The sequence below is a fragment of the Micromonospora narathiwatensis genome (assembly GCF_900089605.1).
Classification (GTDB): domain Bacteria; phylum Actinomycetota; class Actinomycetes; order Mycobacteriales; family Micromonosporaceae; genus Micromonospora; species Micromonospora narathiwatensis.
In genome coordinates this window covers 4,887,523-4,905,486 of the sequence record NZ_LT594324.1, presented here as the reverse complement: position 1 = coordinate 4,905,486, position 17,964 = coordinate 4,887,523, and the positions used below count along the sequence as shown (strand labels likewise).

Annotated in this window: 18 protein-coding genes; 9 read left to right on the top strand and 9 right to left on the bottom strand. The window is 71.8% G+C overall.

Annotated features, from left to right (window positions below; genetic code table 11):
* Positions 1 to 62: 62 nt before the first annotated feature.
* The 3 genes from GA0070621_RS21410 (at position 63) to GA0070621_RS21400 (ending at position 2,807) form a co-directional block, all read left to right on the top strand.
* Positions 63 to 1,040: a PPK2 family polyphosphate kinase gene (locus tag GA0070621_RS21410; RefSeq protein WP_091198710.1), complete on the top strand. Its 978-nt coding sequence runs from the start codon at positions 63 to 65 to the stop codon at positions 1,038 to 1,040.
* A gap of 131 nt (positions 1,041 to 1,171) precedes the next feature.
* On the top strand, positions 1,172 to 1,798 hold the full coding sequence (locus tag GA0070621_RS21405) for a DUF47 domain-containing protein (protein WP_091198708.1): 627 nt from the start codon (positions 1,172 to 1,174) through the stop codon (positions 1,796 to 1,798).
* A 4-nt stretch (positions 1,799 to 1,802) separates the two neighbouring features.
* Positions 1,803 to 2,807, top strand: coding sequence for an inorganic phosphate transporter (locus tag GA0070621_RS21400; protein WP_091198706.1), 1,005 nt, complete (start codon positions 1,803 to 1,805; stop codon positions 2,805 to 2,807).
* Positions 2,808 to 2,842: 35 nt separating this feature from the next.
* Here GA0070621_RS21400 and GA0070621_RS21395 read toward each other — a convergent pair whose 3' ends face one another.
* On the bottom strand, positions 2,843 to 3,835 hold the full coding sequence (locus GA0070621_RS21395; protein ID WP_091198704.1) for a Gfo/Idh/MocA family protein: 993 nt from the start codon (positions 3,833 to 3,835) through the stop codon (positions 2,843 to 2,845).
* Positions 3,836 to 3,955: 120 nt separating this feature from the next.
* Between GA0070621_RS21395 and GA0070621_RS21390 the strand changes: the two genes are divergently transcribed.
* Positions 3,956 to 4,783 (top strand): NUDIX hydrolase, encoded by an 828-nt coding sequence (locus GA0070621_RS21390; RefSeq protein WP_091198702.1) that lies wholly within the window; start codon positions 3,956 to 3,958, stop codon positions 4,781 to 4,783.
* A gap of 66 nt (positions 4,784 to 4,849) precedes the next feature.
* On the opposite strand, the gene GA0070621_RS21385 is transcribed toward GA0070621_RS21390, so the two are convergent.
* Positions 4,850 to 5,806: a helix-turn-helix transcriptional regulator gene (locus GA0070621_RS21385; protein ID WP_091198700.1), complete on the bottom strand. Its 957-nt coding sequence runs from the start codon at positions 5,804 to 5,806 to the stop codon at positions 4,850 to 4,852.
* A 62-nt stretch (positions 5,807 to 5,868) separates the two neighbouring features.
* Between GA0070621_RS21385 and GA0070621_RS21380 the strand changes: the two genes are divergently transcribed.
* Complete coding sequence (locus GA0070621_RS21380; RefSeq protein WP_091198699.1) at positions 5,869 to 7,056, top strand: epoxide hydrolase family protein; 1,188 nt, start codon at positions 5,869 to 5,871, stop codon at positions 7,054 to 7,056.
* Positions 7,057 to 7,133: 77 nt separating this feature from the next.
* Here GA0070621_RS21380 and pstB read toward each other — a convergent pair whose 3' ends face one another.
* From pstB to GA0070621_RS21345, 7 genes are all read right to left on the bottom strand, one after another.
* Entirely contained in the window at positions 7,134 to 7,910 is a 777-nt protein-coding gene (gene pstB, locus GA0070621_RS21375; protein ID WP_091198697.1) for a phosphate ABC transporter ATP-binding protein PstB, read from the bottom strand.
* 20 nt (positions 7,911 to 7,930) lie between these two features.
* Positions 7,931 to 9,022, bottom strand: coding sequence for a phosphate ABC transporter permease PstA (pstA, locus tag GA0070621_RS21370; RefSeq protein ID WP_091198696.1), 1,092 nt, complete (start codon positions 9,020 to 9,022; stop codon positions 7,931 to 7,933).
* A 67-nt stretch (positions 9,023 to 9,089) separates the two neighbouring features.
* Positions 9,090 to 10,175, bottom strand: coding sequence for a phosphate ABC transporter permease subunit PstC (gene pstC, locus GA0070621_RS21365; protein WP_091198694.1), 1,086 nt, complete (start codon positions 10,173 to 10,175; stop codon positions 9,090 to 9,092).
* A gap of 44 nt (positions 10,176 to 10,219) precedes the next feature.
* On the bottom strand, positions 10,220 to 11,326 hold the full coding sequence (pstS, locus tag GA0070621_RS21360) for a phosphate ABC transporter substrate-binding protein PstS (RefSeq protein ID WP_091198691.1): 1,107 nt from the start codon (positions 11,324 to 11,326) through the stop codon (positions 10,220 to 10,222).
* Between the two features lie 333 nt (positions 11,327 to 11,659).
* Entirely contained in the window at positions 11,660 to 12,586 is a 927-nt protein-coding gene (gene mshD, locus GA0070621_RS21355) for a mycothiol synthase (protein WP_091198688.1), read from the bottom strand.
* 171 nt (positions 12,587 to 12,757) lie between these two features.
* On the bottom strand, positions 12,758 to 13,627 hold the full coding sequence (locus tag GA0070621_RS21350; RefSeq protein ID WP_091198687.1) for a polysaccharide deacetylase family protein: 870 nt from the start codon (positions 13,625 to 13,627) through the stop codon (positions 12,758 to 12,760).
* 178 nt (positions 13,628 to 13,805) lie between these two features.
* Positions 13,806 to 14,519, bottom strand: a complete 714-nt coding sequence (locus tag GA0070621_RS21345) for a winged helix-turn-helix transcriptional regulator (protein WP_091198685.1) — start codon at positions 14,517 to 14,519, stop codon at positions 13,806 to 13,808.
* Positions 14,520 to 14,773: 254 nt separating this feature from the next.
* Here GA0070621_RS21345 and GA0070621_RS21340 point away from each other — a divergent pair, with 254 nt between their 5' ends.
* The 4 genes from GA0070621_RS21340 (at position 14,774) to GA0070621_RS21330 (ending at position 17,961) form a co-directional block, all read left to right on the top strand.
* On the top strand, positions 14,774 to 15,823 hold the full coding sequence (locus GA0070621_RS21340; protein ID WP_091198683.1) for a hypothetical protein: 1,050 nt from the start codon (positions 14,774 to 14,776) through the stop codon (positions 15,821 to 15,823).
* Between the two features lie 83 nt (positions 15,824 to 15,906).
* Positions 15,907 to 16,692, top strand: a complete 786-nt coding sequence (locus tag GA0070621_RS21335; RefSeq protein WP_091198681.1) for an LmeA family phospholipid-binding protein — start codon at positions 15,907 to 15,909, stop codon at positions 16,690 to 16,692.
* 137 nt (positions 16,693 to 16,829) lie between these two features.
* A complete protein-coding gene (locus tag GA0070621_RS31305) occupies positions 16,830 to 16,907 on the top strand; it encodes an Ms5788A family Cys-rich leader peptide (RefSeq protein WP_311202345.1) in 78 nt (25 codons plus the stop codon).
* A 205-nt stretch (positions 16,908 to 17,112) separates the two neighbouring features.
* A complete protein-coding gene (locus GA0070621_RS21330; protein ID WP_091198679.1) occupies positions 17,113 to 17,961 on the top strand; it encodes a sulfurtransferase in 849 nt (282 codons plus the stop codon).
* The last annotated feature ends 3 nt before the right edge of the window (positions 17,962 to 17,964 follow it).

The following is a 17,964-nucleotide window of genomic DNA, read 5'->3' as shown; positions in this document are numbered from 1 at the left end:
TGTGACGGGGCGGGCGTTCTGCTCGGGAGGCGGGGGTTGGCCGGGTGGGTGAAGATCGGGGGATGAGCGGAGTCGATGAGGCGGTGCGCCCCGAGGGCGGCGCGATGCGGGAACTGCTCCGGGTGACGCCGGGCGCCGGACCGGTGGACCTGGCGGGCGTCGATCCGCGGTCGACGCCGGGGCTGCCCTCGGTGGCCGGGAGCCGGCCCAAGGAGTGGGCGCGCAAGCAGGTCGGGCTGCTCGGCGCGGAACTCGGCCGCCAGCAGGAGATGCTGTACGCGTCGGCGAAGGCCGCCACCGGTGCGCAGGCGCCGGCCAGCGCCCCGAGCCAGGCCGGCGCGTACCTGGCGGGTGGTCGCCCGCGCCGGGTGCTGCTGGTGCTCCAGGCGATGGACTGCGGCGGCAAGGACGGCACGATCAAGCGGGTGGCCGGCGCGATGAACCCGCTCGGGCTGCACATCCGTTCGTTCGGGCCGCCGACCGAGGAGGAGCTGCGGCACGACTTCCTCTGGCGGATCCGGCGCGCCCTGCCGCCGCCCGGATACGTCGGGATCTTCAACCGCTCCCACTACGAGGACGTGCTGATCGGCCGGGTCGAGTCGCTGGTCGACGAGGCCACCTGGCGGGGCCGCTATGACGCCATGAACGCGTTCGAGCGGGAGTTGGCGGACAACTCGGTCACCCTGCTGAAGGTGATGCTGCACATCTCGTACGCCGAGCAGGGCGAGCGGCTGGCGGAACGGCTCACCGACCCGACGAAGCACTGGAAGTACAACCCGAGCGACCTGGACACCCGGGCCCGCTGGGACGACTACCAGGCCGCGTACGCCGAGGCGCTGCGGCGGTGCGACACGGACGCCGCGCCCTGGTTCGTGGTGCCGGCCGACCGGAAGTGGTACCGCGACTGGGCGGTGGCCCAGTTGCTGCGGGAGACGTTCGACGCGCTCGATCTGGGGTATCCGGCCGCGGATTTCGACGTGGAGCGGGAGCGTCTGCGGTTGCGGAGCGAGAGCCGGAGGATGAAGGTAAACGGCGGGTGAACGGGCGGTAAATCGGGTCTGACCAGGGGTGGGCCGGCGAATGCCCGCTTCCCGGGGGTACCTAGCATGCCCTCTGCAGACGCCCAGCGGGGCGACGGCCACCCTTCCACCGACACGACGAGGTCCGTGCTGTGAAGTTTTCCTTCCGTCCCACCGAGGGCGCTTTCTACGAGCTCTTCACCAGGGCCGCGCAGAACCTGGTGCGGGGTACCGAACTCCTCAACGAACTGGCGCTGCCCGGGGTCGACGTGCAGTCGGTGAGCGAGCGGCTGACCGAGGTCGAGCACGACAGCGACCAGATCACCCACGAGCTGTACAAGAAGATCAACTCTACCTTCATCACCCCGTTCGATCGGGAGGACATCTACCGGCTGGGCTCGCTGCTCGACGACGTGATGGACCACCTGGAGGCGGTGGGCAACCTGCTCTACCTGTACGGCCTGACCAAGCTCCCCGCGCTGCCGCGCGAGCTGCACGAGCTGGTGAACGTGCTGGACCAGCAGGCGAAGCTGACCGCCGAGGCGATGCCGCAGCTGCGGTCGATGAAGAACCTCGAGGAGTACTGGATCGAGTGCAACCGCCTGGAGAACGACGGTGACCAGGCCTACCGGATGCTGCTCGTCCGACTCTTCTCCGGTGAGTACGACGCGCTCACGGTGCTGAAGATGAAGGAGGTGGCCGACGAGCTGGAGGCCGCCTGCGACGCCTTCGAGCACGTGGCGAACACCGTCGAGACAATCGCGGTCAAGGAGTCCTGAGCCCGTGAGTCCCGAACTCATCGCCGTGCTGGCGGTGATCGTGGTTGCCATGGCGTTCGACTACACGAACGGCTTCCACGACGCGGCCAACGCCATCGCCACCAGCGTCTCCACCCGGGCGCTGACTCCCCGGGTCGCCCTCGCGCTGGCGGCCGTCGGCAACTTCGTCGGCGCACACTTCGGCGCCGGGGTGGCCAAGACGGTCGGCGACGGCCTGGTCACCCTCCCCACCGGGGTGACCAGTCTCGGGGTGGTCTTCGCCGGCGTGCTCGGCGCGATCGCCTGGAACCTGATCACCTGGTACTTCGGCCTGCCGTCCTCCTCCTCGCACGCGCTCTTCGGCGGCCTGGTCGGTGCGACCCTCTTCGCCGCCGACGGCGTCGTGCAGTGGGGCAACATCATCGACAAGGTCATCATCCCGATGGTGCTCTCACCGATGGTCGGCCTGGTGCTCGGCTTCCTGGTGATGCTGGCGATCCTCTGGCTGTTCCGGAAGGGCCAGCCGGCCAAGCTCAACCGGGGCTTCCGCTGGGCGCAGACCCTCTCCGCGGCCGCGATGTCGGTCGGTCACGGCATGCAGGACGCCGCCAAGACCATGGGCATCATCGTGCTGGCCCTCTACACCGGTGGTTTCCAGTCCGACAAGACGCACATCCCGCAGTGGGTGTTCTGGACCTCGGCGGCCATGCTGGCGGCCGGCACCTACGCGGGCGGCTGGCGGATCATCCGTACCCTCGGGCGGAAGATCATCGACCTGGGTCCGCCGGAGGGCTTCGCGGCCGAGACGGTCGCCAGCGCCGTGCTCTACTTCAACGCCCTGGTGCTGAAGGCCCCGATCTCCACCACCCACACGATCACCTCGGCGATCATGGGTGTCGGTGCGACCAAGCGGCTCTCCGCGGTCCGCTGGAACGTGGCCGGCAACATCGTGGTCGCCTGGATCATCACCTTCCCGGCCGCGGCGGCCATCGCCTGCCTGGCGTACCTGCTGGTCCGCCCCCTGTTCTGAGGTGAAAGGAGGGGCCCTTGTCGGGCCCCTCCTGCTCAGGCGTAGGAGACGCCCACGCGGGTGCGGATGTCGTCCAGGAGGGCCATCACCTCGAGCGTGGCCGAGTGCGGGACCAGCGGACTCTCGGTCAGCCCGGCGGCCAGGCAGCGCTGCACCTCGGCGGCCTCGTACTGGTAGCCGCCGCCGGTCAGGTCGGCCGGGATGGTCTCCGGTTCCGCGCCGAGCCGGTGCAGCACCGCCGACCCGGGCCGGAAGAACGGCTCGGACAGGTCGATCCGCCCGGAGGTGCCGGTGATCGAGGCGGTGATCGCGGTGGCCCCGACCATCCCGCAGCTCAGCGTCGCCACCGCGCCGGAGTCCCAGCCGAGGACGATGCCGGTGTTCTCGTCCACGCCCTCGGGGCTCAGCCTCGCCCAGGCGTGCGTGTGCTGCGGCACGCCGAGCAGCAGGTGGGCCAGGCTCACCGGGTAGACGCCGAGGTCGAGCAGGGCGCCCCCGCCCAGCGTCCGGGCCCGCATCCGGTGCTCCGGCGGGAACGGCCCGGCCACCCCGAAGTCGGCCCGTACGTGGGTCACCTCGCCGATCGCCCCCTCCGCGATCAGCTCAACCACCCGCAGAATGATCGGGTTGGTCCGCATCCACATGGCCTCCATCAGGAACAGGCCGCGGGCCCGTGCCGTCTCGACCAGCTCGGTGCTGGTGGCCAGGTCGAGGGTGCACGGCTTCTCCACCAGTACGGCCTTGCCGCCGGCCAGGCAGGCCAGGGTCGCCTCGTGGTGCGCGGCGTGCGGGGTGGCCACGTAGATCACGTCGAGGTCCGGGTCCGCGGCCAGTTCCGCCCAGGAGGCGTACGCCCGGGGCACGTCGTGCCGGGCCGCGAACAGTTCGGCGCTCTCCCGGGTACGTGAGCCGACCGCGACCAGCTCGGCACCCGGCACCAGCCGCAGGTCCTCCGCGAACCGGCCGGCGATCCACCCGGTGGAGAGGATTCCCCAACGTGTCTTCCTGGTGCTGATTTCCTGGACCATGTCACCCCTTCGACCGCCACCGACAACTGGCCCCCGTAGGGGTCACATCCTGCCAAGATCGCCTGTCCGGCGGGCGCCGCGGCCGGTGGGCGCCCAGCCGTCGGGAACTAGGCTCGCAGGATGACGATCGACGGTTTCGCCGCACCCCCCGCCCTGGTGGAGCACGCCCGCCGGTTCCACGCCGAGGGCGGCGTGCCGGCCGCGCCCCGGGTCGCGGCCACCGTGCTGCTGCTCCGCCCCACCGGCGTCGACTTCGAGGTGTACGTCATCCGTCGGGTCGCCGCGATGGCCTTCGGCGGGATGTACGCGTTCCCCGGCGGCGGGGTGGACCCCTCCGACTCCCAGGCGCACCTGGGCTGGGCCGGTCCGGACCCGGCCGGGTGGGGCGACCGCCTCGGGCTCGCCCCGGACGCCGCTCAGGCGGTGGTCTGCGCCGCCGCCCGGGAGGTCTTCGAGGAGGCCGGGGTGCTGCTGGCCGGCCCGGATCCGGCCGGCGTGGTCGGCGACGTGAGCGGGGACGACTGGGAGACCGCCCGGCAGGACCTGGAGGCCCGCCGGACCGGCTTCGCCGACCTGCTGGCCGGCCGGCGGCTCACCCTCCGGTCCGACCTGCTGCTGCCGTGGAGCCGGTGGATCACACCGGAGTTCGAGCCGCGCCGCTTCGACACGTACTTCTTCGTGGCCCTGCTGCCGGAGGGGCAGCGGACCCGGGACGTCTCCGGCGAGGCCGACCACACGCTGTGGATCCGGCCGGCGGACGCCCTGGCCCGGGCGGAGGCCGGGGAGCTGAACATGCTTCCGCCCACCCTGGTCACCCTGGCCCAGGTCGCCGCGGCCGGCGACCTGGCCGGCGTGACGGCGGCGGCGGCGACCCGCGACGCCGCCACCCCGATCACCCCCCGCCTCGACCTGCCCGACGCCGGCGCGCCCCGCTTCGTCCTCGACTGACCGGCCGGGCCGGCGGGGTGCGGCATCCTGCGGTGACCGACGGTCGGGCGAGGCGTGCCGAGCCCGTCAGCCGGCCGCGCGGAGGTAACGGTCGGCGAGGGTACGCAGCAGGTCGGCCAGCTCCGGCGGGTCCTGGACGGTGAAGTCGGCGTCGAGGAGGCCGAGCCACACCGCGACGGTCTCCAGCCGGTCGGCGCCGGTGTGCAGCAGGCAGGTGTCGGCGTCGACCGGCTCGACGGTGCCGACGGCCGGGTTGATCCGCTCGGTCACCACCTCGGCCGGCGCGTGCACCAGCACCCGGGCGCGGTGCCGCCAGGCAGCCGAGGAGACGCCGTGCCGCACCCGGTCCACCACGTCCTCGGGCAGCTCACGCGCGGGGAACCGGGGACCGGTCGGGGTGCGCGGGGTGATCCGGTCCACCCGGAAGGTCCGCCAGTCGTCCCGCTGCGGGTCGAAGGCCACCAGGTACCAGCGGCGCCCCCAGTTGACCAGCCGGTACGGCTCCACGTCCCGGCGGTCGGCGGTGCCGTCGTGCCGGACGTAGTCGAAGCGCAGCCGTTCCCGATCCCGGCAGGCCGCGCTGATCGCGCTGAGCGTGTCCGCGTCCACGGTCGGGCCAGGTTGATCGTGCGGCACCCGCACCGTGTGGGTGTGCAGCGCGCCGACCCTGCGGCGCAGCCGGTGGGGGAGGACCTGCTCCAGCTTCGCGAGGGCTCGCAGCGAGGTCTCCTCGATGCCGGCGACGCCGCCTGCGGCGGCGGTACGCAGCCCGACCGCCACCGCCACCGCCTCCTCGTCGTCGAGGAGCAGCGGAGGCAGGGCCGCCCCCGCCCCGAGCCGGTACCCGCCGATCGCGCCCCGGGTGCCGTGCACCGGGTAGCCGAGGGCGCGTAGCCGCTCCACGTCGTTGCGGACGGTCCGGGTGCTCACCGAGAGGCGCTCGGCCAGCTCGGTGCCGGTCCACTCGCGCGGGGTCTGCAACAGCGACAGCAGGCGCAGCAGCCGTGCCGAGGTCTCCAACATGTTCCGGATTCTGCCCGACCATTAGGAACGATCCTTGCCTAATCGGTCTCTACGTTCGGGACATGGCTGACAACACCGCGATCGTCCCGTTCCGTATCGACGTTCCGCAGGCCGAGCTGGACGACCTGGTCGACCGGCTGGCCCGTACCCGGTGGACCGAGGAACTGCCCGCCGACGCCGGGGCAGCCCCGGCCGGCCCGGTCCCGCCGGGCTGGGAGTACGGCGTCCCGCTCGGCTACGTGCGGCGGCTCGCCGAGCGCTGGCGGACGACGTACGACTGGCGCGCCTGGGAGGCCCGGCTCAACGCGTACCCGCAGTTCACCACCGAGATCGACGGACAGACCGTGCACTTCCTGCACGTCCGCTCGCCCGAGCCGGACGCCGTTCCGCTGATCCTCACCCACGGCTGGCCGACCACGGTGGTCGAGTGGCTGGACGTGATCGGCCCGCTGACCGACCCCCGGGCACACGGCGCCGACCCGGCCGCTGCCTTCCACCTGGTCATCCCGTCGCTCCCCGGGTTCGGCTTCTCCGGGCCGTCCCGCGAGCGGGGCTGGAACCGGTTCCGGGTGGCCCGCGCCTGGGCCGGGCTGATGCGCCGCCTCGGGTACGACCGCTACGGCGCCGCCGGCAACGACCTCGGCGCGTTCGTCAGTCCCGAGGTGGGTCGGGCCGCCCCGGAGCACGTGATCGGCGTCCACGTCAGCCAGGTCTTCTCGCTGCCGTCCGGGGACGCCGACGAGCTGGCCACGCTCTCCGAGGAGGAGCGGGGCAAGGTGGCCTTCGCCGACTGGTTCGTGCGGCGGCGGGGCGGCTACGACAAGCTGCACTCGACCGAGCCGCAGAATGTCGCGCACGCGCTCGCGGACTCGCCCGTGGGCCTGCTCGGCTGGGCGGCCCAGCTGATGGGCGAGCAGCTCGACCCCGAGTACGTGCTCGCCAACGTGATGATCTACTGGCTGACCAACACCGCGGCCTCCTCGGCGCGCTTCTACTACGAGGACGCCGAGGTGGTCCACCCGACGCAGAAGGTCAACGGGCGCGGCACCGAGCGGCTGGAGCCGACCACCGTGCCGCTCGGCCTGGCCAACTTCGCCTGGGACTTCCAGTCGATCCGGACCCTCGCCGAGCGCGACCACAAGAACATCGTCTCCTGGCACACGTACGACCGGGGCGGGCACTTCGCCGCCCACGAGGCGCCGGACCTGCTCGTGGCCGACCTGCGGCGGTTCTTCGCGACGCTGAGCTGAGCGCGGCCCGGCGCGGACACGCGAAGGGGCGCCGGTCTGCTCGACCGACGCCCCTCGCGGACCGGGAGACCAGCGGCTCAGCCGAAGCGGCCGGTGATGTAGTCCTCGGTCTTCTTCTGGCTCGGGTTGCTGAAGATCTTCTGGGTGTTGTCGTACTCGATCAGTCGGCCCGGGTCGCCGGTCTTCTCGATGGAGAAGAAGGCGGTCCGGTCCGACACCCGGGCGGCCTGCTGCATGTTGTGCGTGACGATGATGATGGTGAACTTGTCCTTGAGCTGGAACATCAGGTCCTCGATGGCCAGCGTGGAGATCGGGTCCAGCGCCGAGCAGGGCTCGTCCATCAGCACCACCTGCGGCTCGACGGCGATGGTCCGGGCGATGCAGAGGCGCTGCTGCTGACCGCCGGAGAGCCCGGCGCCGGGCTTGCCGAGCCGGTCCTTCACCTCGTCCCACAGGTTCGCCGAGCGCAGCGCCTTCTCGGCCGCCTCCTCCAGGATCGACTTCTTCCGGACGCCGTTGAGCCGCAGGCCGGCCACCACGTTCTCGAAGATGCTCATGGTGGGGAACGGGTTGGGCCGCTGGAAGACCATCCCGATCATCCGGCGGACCGCGGTGACGTCCACGTCCCGGTCGTAGATGTCCTGGTTGTCGATGGTCAGGCTGCCCTCGACCCGGGCACCGGGCAGCACCTCGTGCATCCGGTTGATGGAGCGCAGGAACGTGGACTTGCCGCAGCCCGAGGGGCCGATCAGGGCGGTGACCGTCTTCGGCTCGACGGTCAGGTTGATGTTCTCGATCGCCTTGAACGTGCCGTAGTACGCGGTGACGTCGGTGGCTTCGATGCGCTTGGCCATGGTGGTGGTACCTCCGGGGTTCATCGGCCGAGCCGGTTGCGGCGGGCCAGCAACTTCGCCGCGACGGTCAGGATGAGGACGAGGGCGACCAGGGTCAGCGCCGCGGTCCACGCCCGAGCCGGCGAGTACTTCGACGCCTCGCCGGCCTGCTGGTAGACGAAGAGGGCCAGCGACGACTGGTTGTTCTCGAACGGGTTGAAGTTGATCGCGGCGGCACCGCCGGCGACGAGCAGCACCGGGGCGGTCTCGCCGGCGGCCCGCGCGACGGAGAGCATGATGCCGGTGACGATGCCGGGCAGCGCGGTCGGCAGCACGACCCGCAGGATGGTCTTCCACTTCGGCACGCCGAGGGCGTACGCGCCCTCGCGCAGCGGGGCCGGGACGAGGCGGAGCATCTCCTCCGTGGAACGGACCACGGTCGGCAGCATGAGCACGCTCAGCGCCAGCGCGGCGGCGAAGCCGGAGAAACCCGGCTGGCCGTCCGGGCTGAACCACGGCGAGACGATCAGCACCCAGAAGGCCAGCACGAAGAGGCCGGTGACGATCGACGGGATGCCGGTCATCACGTCCACGAAGAAGCGGATGGTGAAGGCGAACCGGCCCCGGCCGTACTCGACCACGTAGATCGCGCAGAGCACGCCGAGCGGGACGGTGATCAGGGTGGCGATGCCGACCTGCTCCAACGTGCCGATGATGGCGTGGTAGGCGCCGCCGTTCGCGTCCCGGGCCCCGATGTTGTTCATCGAGGTGAGGAAGAAGGCGGCGTCCAGGCGCTCGGCGCCCTTGCTGACCAGGGTCCAGACCACCGAGGCCAGCGGCAGCACCGCCAGCACGAAGGCGGAGTGGATCAGCGCGCTCCAGGTCCGGTTGCGGGCGGACCGGCGGCCCTCCACCGCGTTCGCGGCGAAGAAGAGGCCAGCCAGGTAGAGCAGCGCGCCGACGACCACGACCAGGACCGGGCCACCGATGCCGGCGCCGTACACGATGCCGGCGGAGAGCAGCAGGGCCACGACGGCGACGGCGGGCGCGGCGTACGCCGGAAGTCGCTTGGCCCGCAGCGTGACCGGCTGTGCCGGGGGCTGCGGGCGGTGGGAGGTGACTGTCGTGCTCATGCCGCCACCTCGCTTCGCTCGGCGTCGGCAAGACGCCTGCACTGACTGATTCGCTCGCTCTGCTCGCTCATGCGGCCGACTCCGTGAACTCGCGGCGGCGGTAGATGATCGCCCGGGCGGTGATGTTGACGATCAGCGTGATCGCGAAGAGCACCAGGCCGGAGGCGATCAGCGCGCCCCGCCCGGTGGCGTTGGCCTCGGCGAACCGGAGCGCGATGTTCGCCGCGATCGAGTTGCCGCCGCTCTCCAGGATGTTGAACGAGATGGCGTAGGTCGAGCCGAGGGTCAGCGCCAGGGCGATGGTCTCGCCGAGCGCGCGGCCCAGGCCCAGCATCACCGCGGCGATCACGCCCGGCCGGCCGTACGGGAGGACGGCGGTGCGGATCATCTCCCAGCGGGTGGCGCCCAGGGCGAGGGCGGCCTCCTCGTTGGCGGTCGGGGTCTGCCGGAACACCTCGCGGGACAGCGAGGTGACGATCGGCAGCACCATGATCGCCAGTACCAGTGAACCGAGCAGGATCGAGCTTCCGTACGGGCCCTCGCCGAAGATCGGGATCCAGCCGAAGTACTCGTGCAGCCAGGCCGACAGGTCGGCGACCGGCTTGACGAGGTAGTCCCGGCCCCAGAGCCCGAAGACCACGCTGGGCACGGCGGCCAGCAGGTCGATCAGGAAGCCGAGGCTGTTGCCGAGCCGGCGCGGGGCGTAGTGCGAGAGGTAGAGGGCGATGCCCAGCGCGACCGGCACTGCCATGAGCAGGGCCAGCGCCGAACTGAGCACGGTGCCGAAGGCGAGCGCGCCGATGCCGAACTTCGGCGGGTTCTCGTTCGGGAACCAGCCCTCGTAGGTCCAGAACGACTCGGTGTTCGTCCGCAGTGCCGGAACCGCCTTGGCGATCAGGAAGATCGCGATCGCCGCGATGATGACCAGCACGGCGGTGCCGGCGGCCAGGGTCAGGCCACGGAACGCCCGTTCCGCGCCGAAGGCCCGGGCCCGGGGCAGGGCCCCGCCGCCGCCCAGGCCGTTGTCGGTCATACGAGGGTTACCGGAACTCTCGGCCACACGCGCCGAGGCACCGGCAGGTCCCTCGTGGCTCGTGGCCACATGGGTCCCGCCGGTGCCGGCGTGCGCCGAGCGGTGAGGGTTATCACCCATCTGCTCGCTCGCTTCGTATTGAGGAGGTGGTGTCGGTCAGCGCGTCAGGCGAGGCTCTTGACCGCAGCCTCGACCTTGGTGCGGACCGACTCCGGCAGCGGGGCGTAGCCCAGCTCGGTCAGCGCGCCCTGGCCCTCGGCGCTGGCCGCGTGGGTCAGCAGGCCCTTGACCAGCGGCAGCTTGTCGGCGGCGAGGCCCTTGCTGCAGACGATCTCGTAGGTCGCCAGGACGATCGGGTACGCCCCGGCCTCCTTGGTGTTGTAGTCGATCGACATCTTCAGGTCGTTGCCCTGACCCTCGAACTTGGCCCCGGCGATGGTCTTGCCGGCCGACTCGGCGGTCAGCTCGGTGAACTCACCGGCACCGTTCTGGACCTTGGCCTTCTTCAGGCCGGAGTTCTCGGCGTACGACCACTCGACGTAGCTGATGGTGCCGTCGGTGCTCTTGACCTTGCTGGCCACACCGTCGGACTTGGCCGCGCCGACGCCGCCCGGAGCCTTCCACGCCTTGGCGTTGCCGAAGGTCCAGTCCGCCTCAGCGGTCTTGGAGAGGTACTTGGTGAAGTTGTCGGTGGTGCCCGACTCGTCGGAACGGTGCACCGCCTGGATCGCGGTGGCCGGCAGCGTCGCGCCGGGGTTGTCGGCCTTGATCGCCGCGTCGTCCCACTTGGTCACCTTGCCGGCGAAGATCTTCGCCAGGGTGGCCGGGGTGAGCTGGAGGTTGTCCACGCCGCTGACGTTGTAGACGACCGCCACCGGGCCGATGACCATCGGCAGGTTGAGGGCCTGCCCGCCGGTGCACTTCGCGTCGGCGGCCGGCTGCTCCTCCGGCTTGAGGGCGGAGTCCGACCCGGCGAAGTCCGCGGTGCCGGCCTTGAAAGCCTCGATGCCGGCGCCCGAACCCGTGGGCTCGTAGTTGATCTTGGCGTCGGCGCACTTCTGCTGGTACGCCTTGATCCACTCGGCCATCGCGTTCTTCTGGGCGGAGGAGCCCTGCGCGTTCAGCGTGCCCTTGCCGCAGTCGGCCGCGGCGGCCGACCCGGAGGCCGAGGCATCCGTGGAAGGCTCGTTGTTGTCCGAGCCGCAGGCGCTGAGACCGAGCACCGCGGTAAGAGCGAGGCAGGCAATGGCACCGTGCCGCTGGAGCTTCACCTGAGGGGTTTCCCTTCACATCTTTGGTCAGGTCGCCCGGGTTGCCCGGGTGCCGGCGCTGACCGGCTGGTACGAAAGTTAGAAGTGCCAGGTAGCCGGCTCGCCCGTGGGAAGTGAACAGGGGGTGAACAGGCCCGCTCCGCCAGGCGACGGTCTGCTGAGGGCGGATTGTCCATTAAGTGAACTGGCGGGGAGGTGTCCCCTTTATCCACTCATGTCGGGCCAGGCGTGACCGCTCTGGAACCTTCCCGTGATGCCCCCGTGATGCGCGCCGCCGGCCCATCAACCGGCGCCGGCACTGACCGGTGCGGCGCCGGACGCGCCGCTCGGCGGTCAGCCGAGCTGGTAGTTGACGTGGGCGGACCAGCGAGCGAAGCCGAGTCCCTCGTAGAGGGCGACCGCGCGGGCGTTGGACTCGTCGACATAGAGCATCACCCGGTCCAGCCCTCGCCGGTCGCGCAGGTGGGCCAGCCCGGCGGCGGTCAGCGCCCGGCCGAGCCCGCCCCGGTGCGCCGACGGGTCCACCCCGATTACGTAGACCTCGCCGATCCGGGCCGAGCCCGGTCGCTCGTGCACCTTGGTCCAGTGGAAGCCGAGCAGCCGGCCGGTGCCCGAGTCCACCGCGAGCAGGAAACCGGCCGGATCGAACCACGGCTCGGTCAGGCGTACCCGCAGGTCGGCGGGGGTCCACCGGCCCTGCTCCGGGTGCTCGGCGAAGGCGGCGTTGTTGAGCGCCAGCCAGGCGTCGTCGTCTTCGCCCGGACGGAACGCGCGCAGTCGTACGCCGTCGGGCAGAACCGGCTCGGGCAGCGCCACGGTCAGCGGACGGCGTAGCTGCCAGAGCACCCGGGCACGGGCGAAGCCCAGGTCAACGGCGAGCGCGGCGGCGGACGGGTGGTCGCCGTGCGCCCAGGCGCGCAGCGGTCCGGACGCCGCGGCCAGCACTCCCCGGGCCAGGGCCCGCCCGGTGCCGCGCCGCCGGTACGCCGGATGCACGACCAGCTCCACCCCGATGCCGTTCGCCGGATCGGTGGTGTCGAGGTGGGCGTAGCCGGTGAGGGTGTTGTCGGTGGCCCGGGCGGTGAGGTGCACCGCCGCTGCCTCCGGGTCCCGCAGCCGCAGCAGCACGTGCTCGTCGAGCGGGTCGGCCCCGTCCGCGTCGCCGGCGACGCGGGCCAGCGCCAGCACCTCGGCCACCTCGACCGGCGCCAGCCGGTCGGCGCGGACGACTCGATCGGCGGTCGGCTCGGTGCTGCTCATGCCGTCACCGTAGCGGCCGGCTCGCCCCCGGTCGTGCCGGACCCGGGACCCGGCCGGGGACGGTCGTCACCCGCGCCGGCCGGGGGACGGTCGTCACCTGCGCCGGCCGAGGGACGGTCGTCACCTGCGCCGGCCGGGGCGACCGGACCCGGGGCCGGCCCGGAGCGACCGTCACGTGGTGCCGGTCGGCAGGGCCTCCAACTGGTACCGGCTCATCAGCTCGGGCAGCAGGCGCTGCAACGCCTCGACCGTGCCCGCCCGGTCGCCACCGGCGTCGTGCATCAGCACGATCGAGCCGGGTCCGGTCTCGGTCATCACCGTCGTGGTGATCTGCGAGGCGCCGGGCACCTGCCAGTCCGACGGGTCGACCGCCCAGTGCAGCGGGGCCATGCCCATGTCCTCGCAGACCGACACCACCGGGGTGGTCCAGTTGCCGCCGGGCTGCCGGAAGTACGCGATCCGTGCGTTCGGCGCCGCCGCCCGGATCGCCTCGTTGGTGCGCCCCAGGTCGTTCCGGATGACGTCCGGCGACCGCTGGCCCAGGTCCAGGTCGTGGTTCCACGAGTGGTTGCAGAGGCTGTGTCCGTCCGCCACGATGTCCCGGACCAGCTCCGGGTAGCTCTGCGCGTTCTCGCCCACCAGGCAGAAGGTGGCCTTGACGCCGTACTGCTTGAGCAGGGCGAGCACCTGTGGCGTGTACTGCGGGTCCGGCCCGTCGTCGAAGGTCAGCGCGATCCGGGAGGATCCGGTGGAGGTCAGGCTGCCGAACGGTCCGTCGCCCTCGCCGAACGGGAACGGCTGCTGCTGGTCACGGCTCCGCGCGCTCGGGCTGCTGTCGGCCGTCGGTGACGGTGACGGTGGCGGTGTTGCTGATTGGCTGCCCGGGGGCTGGTCGGCGTAGTGCGGGCCGTCGGCCGTGACCGAGGCGTTCCGCGGTGGCGTCTCGGGCATCAGGCTGCGGCCGAGCGCGTACGCCGAGCCAAGTAGCGCGGCGGCCACCAGGGTCACGATCCCGACCGCGCGCAGCGTCGTGGCCGACATCAGAATCCCCGCCCGTTCGGATCCCGGTACGGACCCCTCATCGCCCCCGTGGTCACCGCGCGCACTGCCGCCCCCTTTGTCCGATAAGTCCGGTAGTCAGAATAGATCTCACTAACCGGCGCAAAAGGGGCTTATCGGGGCATGGTCCTCCAAAGGAGGGAACGGCGGGGAGTTGCGGTCAGACGGGCAGCGGGGCGGGCTCCGACTCCGGCAGTGAACGCGACGGCGGCACGACGAACTTGTAGCCGACCTGGCGCACGGTGCCGATCATCGACTCGTACTCCGAACCGAGCTTGGCGCGCAGTCGCCGGACGTGTACGTCGACCGTGCGGGTCCCGCCGAAGTAGTCGTATCCCCAGACCTCGCGGAGCAACTGGTCCCGGGTGAACACCCGGCCCGGGTGCTGGGCCAGGAACTTCAACAGCTCGAACTCCTTGTAGGTGAGATCGAGCGGGCGGCCCTTGAGCTTGGCCGCGTACGTGTCGGGGTCGATGGTCAGCTCGCCGGCCCGGATCGAGCCACCGGCCCCGGCCGTCGCGTTGCTCCGCCGGCCGGCCGAGAGTCGCAGCCGGGCCTCCACCTCGGCCGGACCCGCCGACGCCAGGATGACGTCGTCCACGCCCCAGTCGGCGTTCAACGCGATCAGACCGGCCTCGGTGACCACCGCGACCAGTGGCACACCCAGCCCGGTGGCGTGCAGCATCCGGCAGGTCGCCCGGGCCTCGCTCAGCTCGGAGCGGGCATCCACCAGGACGGCGTCCGGGGTCGGGCCGGACACCAGCGTGCGGACGTCACGGGGCGCGGTGCGGACCGAGTGCGGCAGCAGGTCGAGCGCCGGCAGCACCGCCGATGGTTCACCTGCGCGCGCGGTCACCAGCAGCAGGATCTCCACACGATCACCTCCGTCCCGGCGGCCCTTCCGGCCGCGCGTGACCAGCGGCACTCCTGGGTGGGGTGGCGCTGAGAACTTGCGTGGTCCCGGCGTCGCTGACGGGGGCGGGTAACGGGTTGAGCGTAACGGATCGCCCGCCCTTCACCTTTGCGTCCTTTCCTGTTTGCCCGTTCTGCCCCTGATCGCGGCTCAGGTTTTAACGTTGCCGAAACCGTGACCTCCGCCGACCCGGCCCGGTCTGGCACGATCAGGGCGTGTTTCCCTCGACCTCGCCCGACACCGGCCGTGACCCGTGGCCCGACGACGCGCGTCCGGGGCCGGCCGGCCCCTCCCGTGGCTACCCGCCGGGCCCGCGTACCGGCCCGGCCGACGACGGCGGGGACCGGCCGGAGCGGAAGGGACCCCGCCGGCTCCGTAAGGGCGGCCCGGGGCGCCGCCCGGACGACGAGCCCGACGACGAGCCCGAGGAGGAGGAACCCCCGGTCCCGGTACGCCGGCCGCTGGCGCTGACCGTCGCGGGCTTCGCCGCGCTGCTCGGCGTCGGCCTGGTGCTCGGCGCGCAGACCGCCGGCCCGGGGCACCGGCTGCCCTTCGCGTTCATCGTCTTCGGCGTGCAACTGCTCTTCGTGCTCGCCTGGACGATGGCCATGCGCCCGCCGGCGCTGCTGGTGGTCGCGCTGGTCAGCGCCGGGGCGGCCGCCATCGCCGACGCCGCGGCGGTGCAGTCCGAGATCGCGGGCCTGGCCCCGCTCGGGTACGCCGCGGCCGCCGGCTTCGTGCTCGGCGTGCTCGGCCAACTCGTCCGCCGGGTGGACCGCGTCCGGGTGACCGATTCGCTCGGCAGCACCCTGCTGATCGTGGTGGGGGTGGTCGCGTTCGCCAGCCTGATCGTGCTCGGCCGGATCCCGAAGGGCACCCAGGCGATCACCGTCTGCCTCACCGCCACCGCCGTCGCGCTGCTCGTGGCCCGGCTCACCGACGCGGTGGCACCCTGGCCCAGGCTCGCCCCGCAGGTGCCCCGGGGCGCCGCCGGCGTGGTGGCGGGTGCCATGCTCGGCACCCTGACCAGCGCGGTGCTCGGCAGCTACCTGGTCGGCTTCACCCCGACCAGCGCCGCCCTGGTCGGGCTGGTCACCGCGGCCACCGCGGTGCTGGCCGATCTCGCCGTCGGATACGCCGAGGCCGGTCGGCTGATGGCCGGCGAGCCGCCGACCCTGTGGATCGCCCGGCACATGCAGGGACCGCTGGGCGGCTTCGCGCTCGCCGCGCCGGCCGCGTACGCCATGTGCGTGCTCTTCCTCTGAGCGGACGGTTGGGGATTTCGCGCCTCGGGTAAGTACCGTTGCGCCGCGAGACGGACGGCGGCGGACGGTGACGAGGAGGCGGCGTGACGGAGGCGCACGGGGCGTACGAGGACCGGCCGCGGCGACGTGGCCGGAAGGTCCTGATCGGTTTCGTCGTCCTGCTGCTGGTGCTCGGCGGGCTGCTGGTGGCCGCGGACCGGGTGGCGGCCGGGGTGGCCGAGCGGGCCATCGCCGACCAGGTGCGGCAGGAGGTCGCCCGGCAGGACGTGAGCTCCGCGTCGCCCAGGGTCGACGTGGCGGGCTTCCCGTTCCTCACCCAGGTGCTCGCCGGGAAGTACGAGCGCATCTCGATCGTGCTGACCGACGTGCGGGGCAACGTGCAGGGCGACGCGGTCAGCGTGCCGCGGCTCGACGTGGACGCCCACAACGTACGGGCGTCGCTGGACACCCTCCGTACCCGCCGGGGCGACGTGGTCGCCGAGCGCGTCGACGGCCGCGCCACCGTCTCCTACGACAGCCTGGCCAAGCTCCTCGACCGGCCGGGGCTCACCCTCGGTGAGCGGGACGGCAAGCTCGCCGTAACCGCGCCGGTGGACGTCCTGGGCACCCGGCTCACCGTCAACGGGACCGCCGACCTGACCGTCGCCGACGGCAAGGTGGCGCTGCGGTTCAACGACCTCACCGCCGAGGGCCTGCCGAACCTGCCACTGGCCCGGCGGGTGCTGACCAACTACGCCAACAGCATCTCGATCAACGTGCCCCTGCCCGAGCTGCCGTTCCAGCTCAACGTCCGCAAGGTGGAACCGAAGCCGGACGGCCTGCTGGTCACCGCCGACGCGCGGAACGTGCCGATCACCGCCGCCGGCTGACCGGCCGGGAAGCGGCCCGTCCGCCGGCGGTGACCCGGTGCACGGCCCGGCCGACGGCCTGCCGTGGTCCCATGCCGCGTCTCGGATGCTGGTCGGGCCGGTGATATCGGCCGGACCGACTGGTAGTGTCCGTGCCCATGGGGACGCTCCTCACCAAACGGCGCGCGGTCGACCTGTGCCGCGTGGCCACCTGCCTGTGTCGCCCCGTCATCTGACGGCGGGGCTGTCCTCGGCCGCCTAGCGGCCACCGGCACGCAGGGTTCGCGTACCCTCCGGTGTTCTCCTGATCGCCCGGCAGCGGCGCCGTCGCACGTACCCGTGATCCGTCCTAGCTCTGGGTCCCGCGCGTGGTGCGACGAACTACCGACTTCGATCTCCACGCGCTGGCTCACCATCCAATCCTCACCAGGGAGTGATCTGATGAGTCGCGACACCGCACTCGTCTCGGCCGAGTGGGCCGAGAAGAACATCGACGCCCCGGGCGTCGTCTTCGTCGAGGTCGACGAGGACACCTCGGCCTACGACACCGGCCACCTCGCCGGTGCGATCAAGCTCGACTGGAAGACCGACCTGCAGGACCCGGTGCGCCGGGACTTCGTCAACAAGGCCCAGTTCGAGGCGCTGCTCTCCGAGCGCGGCATCGCCAACGAGGACACCGTGATCCTCTACGGCGGCAACAACAACTGGTTCGCCGCGTACGCGTACTGGTACTTCAAGCTCTACGGTCACGGCGACGTCAAGCTGCTCGACGGCGGCCGCAAGAAGTGGGAGCTGGACGCCCGCCCGCTGGTCACCGACGCGGTGACCCGCCCGTCGACCCAGTACGTCGCGCAGGAGCCGGACACCTCGATCCGGGCCTTCCGCGACGAGGTGGTCGCCGCGATCGGCACCAAGAACCTGGTCGACGTGCGCAGCCCCGACGAGTACGCGGGCCGCCTCCTCGCCCCCGCCCACCTGCCGCAGGAGCAGGCCCAGCGGGCCGGCCACGTGCCGACCGCGATCAGCGTCCCGTGGTCGAAGGCGGCCAACGAGGACGGCACCTTCAAGTCCGACGACGAGCTGCGCAGGATCTACGGCGACGCCGGGCTGGACGACAGCAAGGAGACCATCGCGTACTGCCGGATCGGCGAGCGCTCCTCGCACACCTGGTTCGTGCTCCAGGAGCTGCTCGGCCACGCCAACGTGAAGAACTACGACGGCTCCTGGACCGAGTACGGCTCGCTGGTCGGCGTGCCGGTCGCGCTCGGCGACGAGCCCGGGGAGGCGTGATCC